Raw genomic sequence first — 13,998 nt, 5'->3', positions numbered from 1 at the left:
TCTCCCTTTGGGGCTGAAGGAGTCCACAACCATGTTGAATGTGAACGGCTATTCTAAACGTCGATTCTCGACTCGTCGGTTTCCTGGATTTTGCCGATGAAGCGTTCGAATGCCGCAGACAGATGCTGCGCCGGTTCTTGAGCTTTAACTGCTCGCGGCACTCCGTCATCAAGTCGCCCCACATGTCGGTTTGGTGTCCGAGCATTGGATTGGTGAACGAGAAATACGGTATGCTCCGGATCCCGCAGGATCAGCTCGATCGCATGCACTTCGTCGCGGGAATCGTCAAACGTTAGGCTTGCAAACTAAAATAATCAACTCGGGGTAAACCAATCATGATGTTGGGTCGAATCGCTATCTATAGCCTCGCCGCGTCCATTCTCGCTGGATGTGCAGTAGGCCGGACAACTGTCGACGTCTCCGCGCCTCAAGGCATAAACCCAATGACGGGAAAGTACGTGCGCATTGATTCAGTCCAGGACAAACGCACTTTTACCGTCAAGCCTCCGAGTGCCGACATGGCCTCGCTGGATCCTGATGAAGATTCTAGCGATGCGTCGAAAGCTCGTGCGATCGGCCGGAAGAGAAACGGTTATGGCAAGGCACTCGGCGATGTGGTGCTTTCTGAAGGCAAGACTGCCTCCGGCCTCGTTGAAAGCGCATTAGCTACAGGCTTTCAAGAGGCAGGCTACATTGTCGTAAAACAGGGTGACCCCAACTTTGCCGCCGCCGCTCCGGTGACTGCGCAAATAATCGATTTCTGGGCATGGTTCCAGCCCGGCTTCTTGTCCATTACAATCAACCAGAAGTCAGAACTGCAATTGTCAGGTGAGGTCGGCGCTCTTCATGGTGCTCAGACTGTCAAGACTCGCGTTAGCGAATCCACGCAGGTAGTGGTTTCCAGCGACTGGCAGGAGATCGTGGAAAAAGGCCTGTCGGCCATTACCTTGCGGACAAAGGACCTGGTAAGCGGGAAGTAGCTCTCTCCAAGAGAGAACCACGGCGCTCGTCGTGAAGATGACGGGAGCGTCTGGCTTGCCGGTCCGGAATCGCAGTCGGTATCTGGTTTAGCAGGTTCACGACGTCGGGCCAGATCCGACGTCGCAACTGCGTGACGACGAAAATGCTCAGTCTGCAGAGATAGACACGGCGAGTAAATCGGATGCGTTCAGTTTGCGATCAGACGGCGACTCAGCTGTGGGCCTCGCAGGATTGAACACAAATATCTCTTTCCACGTCTATGACCGGAAGCCGAAACCGGCACCGCCTGAGAAACGAGGCTCGTCGGCATTCACCAACCTCCAACCACCGACAACACCCCGCCTCCTCCTCAACCTCGTTAAACTACAAATGTTGTCAACCTAACGAGGCTTGTTTCGTGTCGTCCAATTTCGAAGACCTGGTTTCATCGATACGTGCGAAGTTTCCCGAATTCAGCCCGCAATTCCAGGCTGGTGCCGGTTTCCTGCTGAACTTCCCCGACGAAGTCGCGGTTCTTTCAATGCGGAAGGTGGCCGAACGAGCCAACGTCCAACCCGCAGCCCTCGTGCGACTTTCGCAGCAACTGGGTTTCCGTGGCTGGAACGAACTCCGGGAAATATTCGTCGCCCGAGTCCGTACGCGGCCGGAGGCGCTCACAACCAAAGCTCGTGCACTCGTCAAAGGCGGCTCAGGCGAGTCACTGGTCCAAGAGCTCGCCATCGCACAAAGCCACAACCTCGAAGTTACGTTCGCGCAGAACGGCGCGAAGATCATCGAGGTCGCCAAGATGCTGCGCAAAGCGCCGCATGTCCATGTGGCGGGATTCCGGTCGTGCTACCCGGTTGCGTTCAGCCTGGTCTATGGGTATCGGCTATTTCGGTCATCGGTGAGCTTGGTTAATGGCGAGGCCGGCACGCTCGAAATGCAACTTCGCGGCATGGCCAAAGGGCACGCAACCGTCGTAACAAGCTTCGCCCCGTATTCGGCCGAAGCTGTGCGAGTCGCGCAAGCGGCGAAGGAGCAGGGCTGCAAGCTCGTCGCCATCACCGATAGCGCCGTATCACCCCTCGCCCTCAACGCCGATCACGTCCTCATCTTTTCACACGAAAGCCCGTCGTTTTTTCCATCGCTCGTCGCGGCATCTGCAATCGCGGAGTCTTTGGTTGCGCATCTGCTTGCGCTCGAAGGGCGGTCGGCCGTCGAATTGCTGGAAGAAGCCGAATCTGCGCTACACGCGAAGGGCGCTTACTCGTCGTAAGCCTGAATGAAGTGTGCCGAGGTGGCGTGGCGTTTCCCGTTGCGTCGGCCCGCGGCTCTCTCACGTGCGAATTTTCCGGCTACAGAAATCCCTCATGAAAAGCACCCAGCCCGTACGTCAACGTGCGCCTGTTTCTTCCATATAAAACGAACATCGCCCCTGCAGTCGCGCGAGATCCGTGTTGACAACATATGTTGTAACGATGGAAAATAAGGCATCGCATGTTACTGAGCGCTTGATATGGCTCGAATCGAGCCAACCACCCGCTCAGAACCCTTATTCCCAAGTGACGGGCGCACGGGCATCGTCACAAACGTTGAGGTCGGAATGACAACCGTTTTTCATCGCGCCCCGCGAACCAAACTCCCTACTGCAGTTGCCGGCGATGGAATCGAGATCATCGACTCGGAAGGTAAGCGCTACATCGACGCATCGGGCGGCGCCGCTGTATCGTGTCTGGGCCACAGCAATCAGCGCGTCATCGATGCCATCAAGCGGCAAGCCCAGCAGCTTCCCTACGCTCACACTTCTTTCTTCACCACGGCCGTCGCGGAAGAATTGTCCGACCGCTTAGTAGCAGACGCGCCCGAAGGGCTGTGCCAAGTGTACTTCACGTCCGGCGGTTCCGAAGCCATCGAAGCCGCGCTCAAACTTGCCCGCCAGTATTTCGTCGAAAAGGGGCAAGGGCAGCGGCGTCATTTCATCGCTCGTCGCCAGAGTTACCACGGCAACACACTCGGTGCGCTCGCTATCGGCGGAAACGCGTGGCGTCGTGAGCCGTTTCTTCCGATTCTCATCGAAGCGCACCATGTAAGCCCGTGCTACGCGTATCGCGAGCAACGCGCCGACGAAACCGAGGAAGCGTTCGCGCAACGCCTGGCCGATGAACTCGAGTCAAAAATCGTGGAACTCGGCGGCGATACCGTCGCCGCTTTCGTCGCCGAAACGGTCGTGGGCGCAACGGCAGGCGCGGTGCCGCCGGTGCGCGAATACTTCAAGAAAATACGCGAGGTGTGCAACAAGTACGGCGTATTGCTGATCCTGGACGAAATCATGTGCGGGATGGGGCGTACCGGCCACCTGTACGCCTGCGCAGAGGATGGCGTAGTGCCAGACCTTCTGACCATCGCGAAGGGCCTGGGAGCCGGTTATCAGGCGATCGGAGCGACGCTGGTCAGCGACGAGATCTATAACACCATCGTCAATGGCTCCGGTTTTTTCCAGCACGGGCACACGTACATCGGCCACGCGACCGCTTGTGCTGCAGCGCTGGAAGTCCAGCGCGTAATTGCGGACGACAAGTTGCTGGACAATGTGCAAGCGCGCGGCGAGCAGCTTCGCGGTTTGCTCCGCGCGCATTATGCGAGTCATCCGTACATTGGCGATATTCGCGGCCGCGGCTTGTTTGTCGGCGTCGAGCTGGTGCAGGACCGGACATCGAAGAACCCATTCGACGCCAGCAAGAAATTGCACGCGGCGATAAAAAGTGAAGCGATGAAGCGCGGCCTGATGGTCTATCCGATGGGCGGTACGGTCGATGGCGCAGTCGGTGACCACGTGCTGCTGGCGCCGCCGTTCATTACGACGGCCTCACAAATCGATGAAATCGCCACGCGCCTGACCGATGCCATCGGCCGGGCATTGGCCGCAATCGGTGCGCCGGACGCGCGCTAAGTGGCAATCAAACTCTGGATAACCCATGACCCATCGCCTTCCGAATTTCGATATCGCTCACGCTACCGACGAACAGAAGACCGTTCTTCAAAGCATCCTCAGCGGTCCGCGCGGCAACTTGAACGGTCCGTTCCTCGGATGGATTCACAGCCCCGAACTGGCTGACCACGCGCAACGGCTTGGCGCGTTTTGTCGATACAAGACGGGTCTGTCATTGCGGTTGTCGGAGCTGGCAATTCTCGTTACCGCCGCGCGATGGCAATCGCAGGGGGAGTGGTTTATCCACTATCCCATCGCGCTGGATGCGGGCGTTCCGAAGGCGGTGGCGGACGCCGTTCATCGAGGCGAGCGTCCCACGTTCGATGACGCCGACGACGCGCTCATCTATGAATTTGCCACGGAGTTGTACGAGACCAAGCGTGTATCGGATAAAACGTTCGCTGCAGCCGTCGCGCGCTTCGAGCATGTGGTTGTCATCAACCTGGTCGGATTGCTCGGTTACTACGCGTTGGTCGCGATGACCTTGAACACGTTCGGCATGCGCGCCGAAGGGCAGACCACACTGCCATTCCCGGAATAAAGCGCTTCAAATAAAAAGCCACCTTCCTCACAGAAGGTGGCTTTTTACGCGCCACGAACAATCACTCAAAGGCGGTGTCGTTCGGATTGGCGTACAGCTTTTGCAAAGCATCGCTCATCGGGAAATCAAAGTTGATGTTCTTTGGCGGCACCGGCTTCGTGAACCACTTCGCATACATGGTTTTAATCTCCGGTCCCTTCATGACTTCTCTCATGGTGTCGTCCACGAGCTTCTTGAAATCCGGATCGTCCTTCCTCAACATAAAGCCGTATGCTTCGGAAGACTGCGGCGTACCAACCAGCACATACTCCGAAGGCTTGGCCGACAGCGAACGCGTTCCCGCCAGAAGCACGTCGTCCATCATGTACGCAACCGCACGGCCCGTCTCCAGCGTCAGACGACCCTCGCCATAGTCCTTCGCGCTGATGATCTGCATGTTCATCTTTTTCTCCTCATTCATCTTGCGGAGAATCCGCTCGGACGTGGTTCCCTGATTCGTCACCACGGTCTTGCCGGCGAGATCCGGGAAGTCCTTGATGCCCGAATCCTTGCGCGTCAAAAGGCGGGTCGTCGCCACAAAGAACGTGTCCGAAAACGTGACCTGAGCCTGACGCGCTTTCAGGTTTGTAGTAACGCCGCATTCGAGATCGACCGTGCCGTTCTGCACCAGCGCAATCCGGTTCTGCGACGTGACCGGGATAAACCGCACCTTGAGATCAGGCTTCTTGATCTTCGACTTCACCGCATCAATGATCTTGTTGCAGATATCTTGCGAGAAACCGATGACCTCATTGTTGGCATCGACGTAGGAAAAAGGGACTGACGTTTCCCGATGCCCGATCACGATCGTATTGGCGGCCTGGATCTTGGCCAAGGCTGTTTGCGCATCCTGTGCAAAGACGGTCGTGGACACAGCGGCCATCACGGCGGCTGCGAGCAATGTTTCCGGTTCATGACATTCCTCAGTCTTTCATGGTTATCGATAGCGCTTCGCAGCACCGATAACCATATGTTGCCATAACAAAATAAATTACAACATATGTTAACTACTGAGGTTCGACGTGTTGTCAGAAGATGACGCGGCCGATCGATGCGTTCCGGCGAGCGCTCACAAAAAAGGCAGCATCAACTCGCTGTGCGCATGCGTGTCTTAGGGTTGTGAATGGATTGATATGTATACATAGTAATAGTTAACAAGCATCGGCCATTTCTGTGGATAAGCGGTCAATCTCCCTTGGGATCAACGCTCTAGCGAAAAGGTAACTCGCGTACCAAATGGGGAGCCGGCACTTGGCCGGAGGATAACTTCCGGCGCTTTATGCACAGCAGCTGGGTTATCAAGGTTTCGCCCACAGGGCTTCACTGACTTATGCAGAAGTTATCCGGAGCTTTGCGTGCAGCAAGCTGGAGAGGCCTCGCGACTGTTACCGCGGTTGCCGCGCCGTCCCGGATCAGCGACCATGTGGATAACGACTACCGAACAATGAGGTGACGCATGAAGGAAGAGGTGATTGCATTTCTGGGGACTGGCCTGATGGGCGAGCCGATGGCGCGTAATCTGCTGGCGGCCGGGTATGGCGTGCGAGCCTGGAATCGCTCGAAGGAGAAGGCTTCCGCGCTTGCAGAAAAAGGGGCCGTAGTCTGCGACACGCCGGCAGACGCCGCACAAGGCGCGAACGTACTGATCTGCATGTTGAGCGATGGTCCGACCTGCGACGCGGTTGTCTTCCACGACAAGACCGTCCTGGCCGCATTGGCTCCGGGCGCGACGGTGATCGTGATGAGCTCGATCCCCGTGGAGACGTCCGTCGAACAGGCACGGTTTAGCACCGAGCGTGGCTTTCGTTATCTCGATGCACCGGTGTCAGGCGGCCAGCAAGGCGCAATAGATGGCACGCTCGCGATCATGGCGGGCGGCGAACCGGACACCTTCGAGGCAGCGCGCGAACTGCTTGGAGCGATGGGGCGCCCGGTGCGCGTGGGCCCTGCTGGAACCGGGCAGCAGACCAAGCTCGCGAATCAGTTGATCGTTGCAAACACCATTGCTGCCGTGGCCGAGGCGTTGTTGTTTGCCGAGCGCGGAGGCGCGGACCCGGCAAAGGTCATCGACGCGCTTGCGGGCGGCTTCGCCGATTCGCCAATTTTGCGTAAGCACGGACAACGCATGATCGATGAATCGTTCGCGCCCGGCGGCGCAGTGAAGTATCAGTTGAAGGACACGCGGACCGCGTTGGCGCGGGCGCGGTCCCTCGGGCTGGAGCTACCTGTAGCGCACATCGTGGACGCGCTGTTCGCTGCAATGGTCGATCACGGCGACGGCGATCTCGACCACAGCGCGCTCATTCGCGAGATCCGGCGCGAGAACAACTTGCAGGTAAGCCGTAAAGACAGTTGAGCGCAAGGGCACGCGTCACACGGTCTTCAGCATCCCGCCATCGACGAAATAAGTCGATCCCACGCTATAACTCGCCCGCTCCGAGCACAGGAAGACGATAAAGCTCGCCAGCTCGGCGGGCGTAGCGAAGCGGCGAATGGGCGCGTGTTCATCGGCGACGTGTTGCAAATGCGCTTCCCAGTCGCCGCCCGAATCGCGCGTGAGTTCCTTCGCCGTCTTGATCCAGTCGGGTGTCAGCACGAGCCCGGGATTGATCGTGTTGACGCGGATGTTATCCTTGATCAGTTCGTTCGCCAGGTTCTTCGAGAGCATCATCAACGCGGCTTTTGTCACGTTGTAGATGGGTTCGTAGCCGAGCGGCTGCGTTGCGCATATTGATGCATTGTTCAGGATCGCACCACCGCCGCGCGCTTTCATCAATGGCACGAGACCGCGTGCGAGGCGCGCAGCCGCCATCACATGAAGGTCCCAATAGGATTGCCACTTCTCATCGGGCGCGTCCATGATGGTCTCGTTGCTGCCCGTGCCGGCGTTGTTGAAGAGGATATCGGCGCCACCGAAATTCGCGCTCGCAGCGGCAACGATTTTGTCTACGCCTGCTGTCGTGGCAACGTCGCAAGCAACCGGTATTGCCGATACACCGAACTCGCGCGCGATACGCGCTGCAGCCTCCGTCAACCGCTCCTCTTGTCGCGCCGCGAGCAGAAGGTTCGCTCCTTCCGCCGCGAATGCCTCTGCCACTGCGAGCCCGATGCCCACGCTTGCACCCGTCAACACAACAACCTTACCGCGCAGATTCAGATCCATTTTTATCGTCTCCGTTTTTGATTAATCAAGAGTAAGTATTCAGTGCGCTTCGGATCGCGGCAAGCCAAAGTCCGACTGCGTGCGCGCCTGGATCGGCAAAGCCCAGCGCCCGATCGCCAACGTAACTGGAGCGTCCGAGACGTGGAGTCATCGACGCCGTTTGCGCGGCGCCTGATGTCGCTGCATCGACGGCTGCTTTTAGTGCTTCATCCGTATCGATAGCGCCTGATTTCGCGAGGGCGTTTTGTAGGGCAACGGCGGCCGGATGCAACGCATCGACCATCGTCCGGTCGCCGGGATGCGCGCCACCCAGCGCTGTCACACCATCGACAGCTGCAGTAAACGCCTCTGACCAATCCTTCGCAGCGGAAGCGCCAGACTGCTCGATAACCACAGATGCACGTAACAACATCACGGCGTAGAGCGGCCCCGATGTGCCGCCGACCACGCGTCTTATGGTGGCGGATAGAGTCCGCAGCACGGCGCCGGGCGTGTTCTCCGAGGGATAAGCATCGATCTCGCCAAGGATGCTACGGGCCGCCCGTGACAGGCTGATGCCGAGATCTCCATCGCCCACGCGTTGATCCATTTCAGTCAGGACGGGTTCCGCTTCGAGAAGACACGCGCATACCGCTTCGATAACCCGTCGCAACGACGAGTCGCGCGAGAGCCGCGCGCCGCTGGCTGTAACCGGTGCAACAGGTGCGGGCTTAACGGATGCCTTCGCCACGCGACCGCTCAACGCGGGCCATGCTGTGGTTTGCGTGGCAGCATCGAGCCATGTGAGCCGTTGATCGTCCACGCGCAATAACGTGAGGGAAATGCCGGCCATCTCGAGTGCGCTCAGGAACGTCCCCGACCATGCACGCTCGACGTTAATCTTATATTCCCGAAGGTAGCGCAACGCCGACCCCGCAACAATGCTCAGCTCGCTCGACGGCGTGCCGCCCAGATTGTTCACGAGCAACGCGACGCGGTCATCGGACTTCAATGCAAGATCGTCGATGATCTTCGCGAGCAGGCGCCCGACAATCTGCTGTGCCGGTTCGAGCGCTCCACGCTCCACGCCAGGCTCGCCGTGAATGCCGAGACCCCATTCGATTTCATCGTCGGCGAGTTGGAAGCCCGGCTTGCCAGCCGCCGGCACCGTGCACGGTGTAAGGGCCACGCCCATGGTGCCAAGCGACGCCACCGTATCGCGCGCAATCTGCGCTACTTCGCCAAGCGGCCGTCCCTCGGCAGCAGCGGCGCCCGCGATCTTGTGCACGAATACGGTCCCTGCAAGACCGCGCCGGCCGGCGTGTTCGCCGTGCGCCGAGAGTGCGACATCGTCGGCGACGATCACCATCTCCACTGCAATTCCCTCAGCCCGCGCGATCTCCGCAGCAAGCCCGAAATTGAAGCGGTCACCGGTGTAATTCTTGACGATAAGAAGGACGCCTGCGGGACCGGCGACGGCCCGGATAGCATCGAGGACGGCATCGGTCGAGGGCGACGTGAAGACCTCGCCGGACACCGCCGCGCTGAGCATGCCGGGACCGACGTAACCGCCGTGAGCGGGTTCGTGACCCGAGCCGCCGCCTGAGATCAGGGCCACTTCGCCGCGCGCTGCGGCGCCTTCGGCATCGGCACGAACGATGATCGTGCTGCCCTGCAGCAACGACAAGCCGGGGTTGAGCGCGGCGAGTCCGTCGAGCATGTCGGGCACGACCGCGGAGACGTCGTTGATGAGCTTCTTCATATCAGCCATCCTCCTTGGAAGCCGCCGGCTCTTCAGTACGAGCCCTGCGCGGCTGTGGGAGACATGATAGATGGCTCGACCGCATCGCGCTTTTGCGTTCTTCAATCGTGCTTGTTAGTCGCGCTGTCAGTCATACCGCTCAATCGAGAAACTCGGTCGCGCGTTGCTGAAGCATGGCCCTGAAGTCGTCGAGCCAGCCGATGGACAGCCGCCAGCTCTGCCAATACAGATCGACATCGATATGCGCGCCCGGCATCAGTTCAACCAACTCGCCTGACGCAAGCGCCGGCCCGATCATCTGCGTGGGACACATGCCCCACGCCATCCCGGACAGGCACGCGCGCAGATAACCCGCGACGTGCGGAATCAGATGTCGAGGCGGATCGAGATCCGCCCGCGTGATCCGCCGCATGAAGCGCTTTTGCATCTGGTCTTTCTGATTGAAGTCGACACGCGGTGCGTGACGCAACGCGTCGCGCGTGACTCCTGCGGTGAAGTGCCGGTCAAAGTATGCCGGTGAGCAAACGGGCAAATAGCGCATGCGCCCCAGCTTGGTCGAGCGGCATCCCTGCACCGGTTCGGCCTGCGTGGTCACCGCCCCTTGCACGCTGCCGTCGCGCAGTTGTTGCGCCGTGTAGTCCTGATCGTCGATCACCAGGTCCAGCAGCATTTCCCGTTCGGCGAAGAAGCCCGCAATGGCGTCGATGAACCAGGTGCCCACGCTGTCGTCGTTGACCGCCATGCGAAACGTCGGCCACTTTCCGGGGAGCATGCCCGGCAAAGCCGGCATTTGCCCGCCCAACTCTGTTTCCAGACGCTGCACGCGTTCTATATGACGGCAAAGCAGCGCGCCCGGCGGCGTCGCAATGCACGGCGGACCGCGTTTCACCAGCACGCTTCCGACACGTTCCTCCAGCAGCTTCACCCGCTGTGAAACCGCCGATGGCGTGACGTTCAGTTCCCGGGCGGCGCGATCGAACGAGCCGAGCCGGACAACCGCGCCGAGTGCATCGAGCAAGGCGTAATCCAACATTAGTAAAATTTAACTCGCATTAGGAAAGTTAGCTTCTTTTAAGCGTTGACGAAGGGCAGACTACGCCTGTTGGTAGTGCCCGTCCACCCGCCTTTTTGCCGGGTCAACGCTCCGGCTGCCGCACCTGCGCGCCTCGCTACCGTTACAAAGACCGCTACCTCTCCCGGAAAATCATGACTCCATCGCCGTTTCAACTCGAGCGTTATTTTGCTGTTCACGAATTCACCGCGCGCTATTTGCTGTGTAGTTCCGACCCGGAATCCATGTCGATTGCGGACCTGCTTGCATTCGAGCCGGGATCAACAGAAGGTCTTGGCAACCTGCGCCTGGGCTATACCGAATACCCCGGCGCACCTGAACTTCGTCGAGAAATTACGACGTTATACGAATCAATTGATATCGATAACCTGATCGTGCACACGGGCGCGCAGGAAGCAATTTTCTCGTTCGTCCATTCGATGCTCAAGGTAGGCGATCACATGATCGTCCACATGCCGGGTTATCAGTCGCATTATTCGATCGCTGAAGCGGCTGGGGTTTCCGTGTCGCCATGGCTTGCACGCGAATCGGAGAACTGGGCGCTGGATTCCGGCGAGCTGGAAAAACTCGTCAAGCCGGAAACGAAAGCGTTGCTGATTTGCGCGCCGCACAATCCGACCGGTTATCTGCCTGAGCGCGCACGCTTTGACGCGATCGTCGATTTCTGCCGGCAGCGTGGTCTCTGGCTATTCAGCGATGAAGTCTATCGAGGACTGGAGCATGACCCCGCAGCACGTTTGCCCGCTGCGTGCGATGTCTATGAGAAAGCGATATCGCTTGGGGCTTTATCGAAGTCACATGGTTTGGCGGGGCTGCGCATTGGCTGGATCGCCACCCGGGATCGCGACGTGCTCGCGGCCATGAGCACGTTCAAGGACTATCTGACCATCTGCAATAGCGCGCCGAGCGAATATCTCGGGGCCATCGCCGTGCGTAATACCAACGCGTTAATCGAACGCAATATGTCGATTGTCAGAAATAACCTGGCCATCCTCGATCCGTTCTTCGAACGCCATCAAGAGATGCTGGAGTGGCGCCGGCCGTCCGCCGGAACGGTCGCTTTTCCGCGCCTGAAGCGCGGCGGAGCAGAACGTTTTTGTGCAGAAGTCCTGGAGCGTACCGGCGTGCTTCTGCTGCCCAGCACGCTGCTCGATCATGGCGATGAGCATTTCCGTATTGGCTTTGGACGGAGAAACATGGCCGAGGTCCTGCAAATAGTTGAGAACTATTTGCGCGAGCGCGGTACGAAGTAGAACCGCTGCGGAGGAGCCGACACGCCCAAGTTTGTCGATTTCTCCCCTTCCGGGAGCCAGTGCCAAAGCGCATTGGCCCATTACCTTTGTCGATTCACTCGTACACTAAGGTGCTATATCGCTAAGACTCACAGAACTGCACATCGCGGAGTACAGAATATGAAGTGGCTACTTGTATCGCTTGCAGCGTTGGTTGGATACAGCGCCCATGCTGAGAACGCTGAACCGAAGCAGGCCAGCAGCACCTACGCATCACCCCGGTTCACTCGCGATACCACAGAGGACATCAACATTCAGATGGAAACGGATCACGAAACAGGGTGCCGTTATCTAATTGCAGAAGGCCAGGGCATCACGCCGCTTTTAAAGAGTAACGGCACGCCCGACTGCAACGCGCCAAAGCTCGGGCAGCAATAACAATCGCGCAGCGTTCGAAAAGCGCGGGGAGGGCGTGGGAGTGCCTACCACGTCCATCGGACGCCCGCATTGCCGCCGATGGTCCGTTGATGTGAGCCACCCAGATTTGTCAAATAGCTCGCCGTGACGAACGCGCTGCCAGAACGCGTGACCTGCGCGACCAGCCCCAAGTCAAATCGCCCGGCCGTCTGTCCGATGCCCCCAGGGTTGACGGTTGTTCCACCGAAGGTCGTGCTGTCGCCCTCGCCGAATGCGCGCAGGACGCTCACGCGCGCGTACGGTTGCCACGTCACTCCCGCGCTGCTGAAGGTTCGCTGCACCCTTACGCCAACGCGGCCGGTGTACGTGTTGCCATTGTTGAATGACACGGAGGACACACCGTCGTTGAAATCATTGAGGGACAAGTTTTGCCAGATGATCTGCGCCTGGGGTTCGACGACAAAAGCCCCGCCCACCGGAATGGGGAAGCCGCCTTCCACGGAGCCCGTCACCGCCGTGCCGTGCGTTCCCGCGCTTGTTCCTTGATTCGATAACGGATCCATCGTGATCGACGATCCCATCAGTATCGCATCCGTGTACCAGCCCGACGGGCCGACATGTGTCCAGTATCCGCCGAGGCTATAGGCGTTCACCGCCAGATGGCCGACATCGACATTAGGAAAACCCAGCGCAAAGCCGTTGACATCGCCGGTTGCCCTGGCGAAGCCGACGAACAACCCATAGTGGTTCCGATGACCTGATGCCGTCACGTCCGAGTAGAGGTCATGGCCGACTTGTGCGCCGAAAATGGAGCCATCGAACTCAGGGTTCGCCGCGCCGTCCTGGCTGCTGACCGAATGTCCGCCCCAGACGCGTCCCCACGCAGCCGGCAGCGCGCCAGTCTCGGTGAGCAATGACTGGTCACCTTGCCGGTCGTGGAAGTTATCGATTTGCTGGATGCCGATTTGCCTCGCGACCATCGGAATGGCGGCGTACAACGCCACTTCCGGGCGGTACAAGGGAATCGGAGCGGAGCCGGGCGGCGGCGGGGCAGGCAGGGCCGGAGAGCCAGCGGCAGCAATCGGGCCGGTCTTGAGCGGTGTCTTCGGGCGCCGTGCCGGTGGGCGAGCTGGGTGAACTGGGCGAAGTGCCCGTGGGCGTACCCGGCGACGTCCCGGTCGGTGTGCCGGGCGAAGTGCCCGTGGGCGTACCCGGGGACGTTCCAGTCGGTGTACCGGGAGAAGTGCCCGTCGGGGAGCCAGGAGATGTCCCGGCGGGCGTTTCTGGCGTCGTCGGGCCTGATGGAGTGCTCGGTTGTTTCGGCGGAGCCGCGGGTGCCGGGGCGACGGTGTTGCGCAAATACCAGCTCTCGCTGGTCCCTGCCGTCACGCCGCCCTTCGCAAGGTAGTACGAATACGCGCCCGCCTTGATGGACGCTGGAAGCGAAAACGAGCCAAGGGTGGAAGTCGCGCCATTGGCGGCCTAAACTACCTGTATTCCGTCGGCGACCGTCGCGGCGCCCGTTCCGCCAATGTTCGTGATCAGCAGCGTGCTGGAACCGCTGGCATTGCCACCGTTGATCACGAGGCGATCCGACGCGGAATTATCGGGCCCGACGACCGTATTGAGCGCGATCCGGGCGTTTTGTCCGATGTAATTTCCCGTGACGATGAGCTGGTTACCCACGCCCGCGCCGGCAATCTGGGCGAGTCCGTTATTGGTGAGCTGGCCCTGGACGTTAAACGCACCCAATGTCGACGATGCAAAGCTCGGCAGCGCGTTGGCCACAAAAATAGTCCCGTTGTTCGTCGCATCGCCGACCACGCTTCCATATCCGCCGA

General features: G+C 59.5%; 14 protein-coding genes. 8 read left to right on the top strand and 6 right to left on the bottom strand.

What is annotated here, in order from left to right:
* The first annotated feature begins 335 nt into the window (after positions 1–335).
* From JWR14_RS18900 to JWR14_RS18885, 4 genes are all read left to right on the top strand, one after another.
* Positions 336–980, top strand: coding sequence for a flagellar biosynthesis protein (locus tag JWR14_RS18900; RefSeq protein ID WP_366144571.1), 645 nt, complete (start codon positions 336–338; stop codon positions 978–980).
* Between the two features lie 398 nt (positions 981–1,378).
* On the top strand, positions 1,379–2,239 hold the full coding sequence (locus tag JWR14_RS18895) for a MurR/RpiR family transcriptional regulator (RefSeq protein WP_299709743.1): 861 nt from the start codon (positions 1,379–1,381) through the stop codon (positions 2,237–2,239).
* Positions 2,240–2,566: 327 nt separating this feature from the next.
* Entirely contained in the window at positions 2,567–3,913 is a 1,347-nt protein-coding gene (locus JWR14_RS18890; protein WP_299709741.1) for an aspartate aminotransferase family protein, read from the top strand.
* Between the two features lie 25 nt (positions 3,914–3,938).
* Positions 3,939–4,493: a carboxymuconolactone decarboxylase family protein gene (locus tag JWR14_RS18885; protein WP_299709739.1), complete on the top strand. Its 555-nt coding sequence runs from the start codon at positions 3,939–3,941 to the stop codon at positions 4,491–4,493.
* 61 nt (positions 4,494–4,554) lie between these two features.
* Here JWR14_RS18885 and JWR14_RS18880 read toward each other — a convergent pair whose 3' ends face one another.
* Positions 4,555–5,433 carry a glutamate/aspartate ABC transporter substrate-binding protein gene (locus JWR14_RS18880; protein WP_299709737.1) on the bottom strand — a complete coding sequence of 293 codons (879 nt, stop codon included), beginning with the start codon at positions 5,431–5,433 and terminating at the stop codon, positions 4,555–4,557.
* A gap of 555 nt (positions 5,434–5,988) precedes the next feature.
* Between JWR14_RS18880 and JWR14_RS18875 the strand changes: the two genes are divergently transcribed.
* Positions 5,989–6,888 carry an NAD(P)-dependent oxidoreductase gene (locus JWR14_RS18875; protein ID WP_299709735.1) on the top strand — a complete coding sequence of 300 codons (900 nt, stop codon included), beginning with the start codon at positions 5,989–5,991 and terminating at the stop codon, positions 6,886–6,888.
* Positions 6,889–6,903: 15 nt separating this feature from the next.
* On the opposite strand, the gene JWR14_RS18870 is transcribed toward JWR14_RS18875, so the two are convergent.
* The 3 genes from JWR14_RS18870 to JWR14_RS18860 all read right to left on the bottom strand — a co-directional run bounded on the left by JWR14_RS18870 (position 6,904) and on the right by JWR14_RS18860 (position 10,469).
* Positions 6,904–7,695 (bottom strand): SDR family oxidoreductase, encoded by a 792-nt coding sequence (locus JWR14_RS18870; RefSeq protein WP_299709734.1) that lies wholly within the window; start codon positions 7,693–7,695, stop codon positions 6,904–6,906.
* 25 nt (positions 7,696–7,720) lie between these two features.
* Positions 7,721–9,436 (bottom strand): dihydroxyacetone kinase subunit DhaK, encoded by a 1,716-nt coding sequence (gene dhaK / locus JWR14_RS18865; RefSeq protein WP_299709732.1) that lies wholly within the window; start codon positions 9,434–9,436, stop codon positions 7,721–7,723.
* Between the two features lie 139 nt (positions 9,437–9,575).
* Complete coding sequence (locus JWR14_RS18860) at positions 9,576–10,469, bottom strand: LysR family transcriptional regulator ArgP (protein WP_299709731.1); 894 nt, start codon at positions 10,467–10,469, stop codon at positions 9,576–9,578.
* A gap of 173 nt (positions 10,470–10,642) precedes the next feature.
* On the opposite strand from JWR14_RS18860, the gene JWR14_RS18855 reads away from it, so the two are divergent.
* Positions 10,643–11,761: an aminotransferase class I/II-fold pyridoxal phosphate-dependent enzyme gene (locus tag JWR14_RS18855; RefSeq protein ID WP_299709729.1), complete on the top strand. Its 1,119-nt coding sequence runs from the start codon at positions 10,643–10,645 to the stop codon at positions 11,759–11,761.
* A 159-nt stretch (positions 11,762–11,920) separates the two neighbouring features.
* Positions 11,921–12,178: a DUF6440 family protein gene (locus JWR14_RS18850; protein ID WP_299709728.1), complete on the top strand. Its 258-nt coding sequence runs from the start codon at positions 11,921–11,923 to the stop codon at positions 12,176–12,178.
* Positions 12,179–12,222: 44 nt separating this feature from the next.
* Here JWR14_RS18850 and JWR14_RS18845 read toward each other — a convergent pair whose 3' ends face one another.
* Entirely contained in the window at positions 12,223–13,215 is a 993-nt protein-coding gene (locus tag JWR14_RS18845) for an autotransporter outer membrane beta-barrel domain-containing protein (protein WP_299709747.1), read from the bottom strand.
* 41 nt (positions 13,216–13,256) lie between these two features.
* Between JWR14_RS18845 and JWR14_RS18840 the strand changes: the two genes are divergently transcribed.
* Entirely contained in the window at positions 13,257–13,565 is a 309-nt protein-coding gene (locus tag JWR14_RS18840; RefSeq protein ID WP_299709726.1) for a hypothetical protein, read from the top strand.
* A gap of 74 nt (positions 13,566–13,639) precedes the next feature.
* Here the strand turns inward: JWR14_RS18840 and JWR14_RS18835 are convergent.
* A partial coding sequence (locus tag JWR14_RS18835; RefSeq protein WP_299709725.1) for an autotransporter outer membrane beta-barrel domain-containing protein occupies positions 13,640–13,998 on the bottom strand: 359 nt, incomplete at its 5' end.

It is taken from the genome of Caballeronia sp., from assembly GCF_028292365.1.
In the GTDB taxonomy this organism is placed as follows: Bacteria; Pseudomonadota; Gammaproteobacteria; order Burkholderiales; family Burkholderiaceae; genus Caballeronia.
Note: the sequence above shows the minus strand (reverse complement) of the source record. Positions and strands in the feature narration are given on the sequence as shown.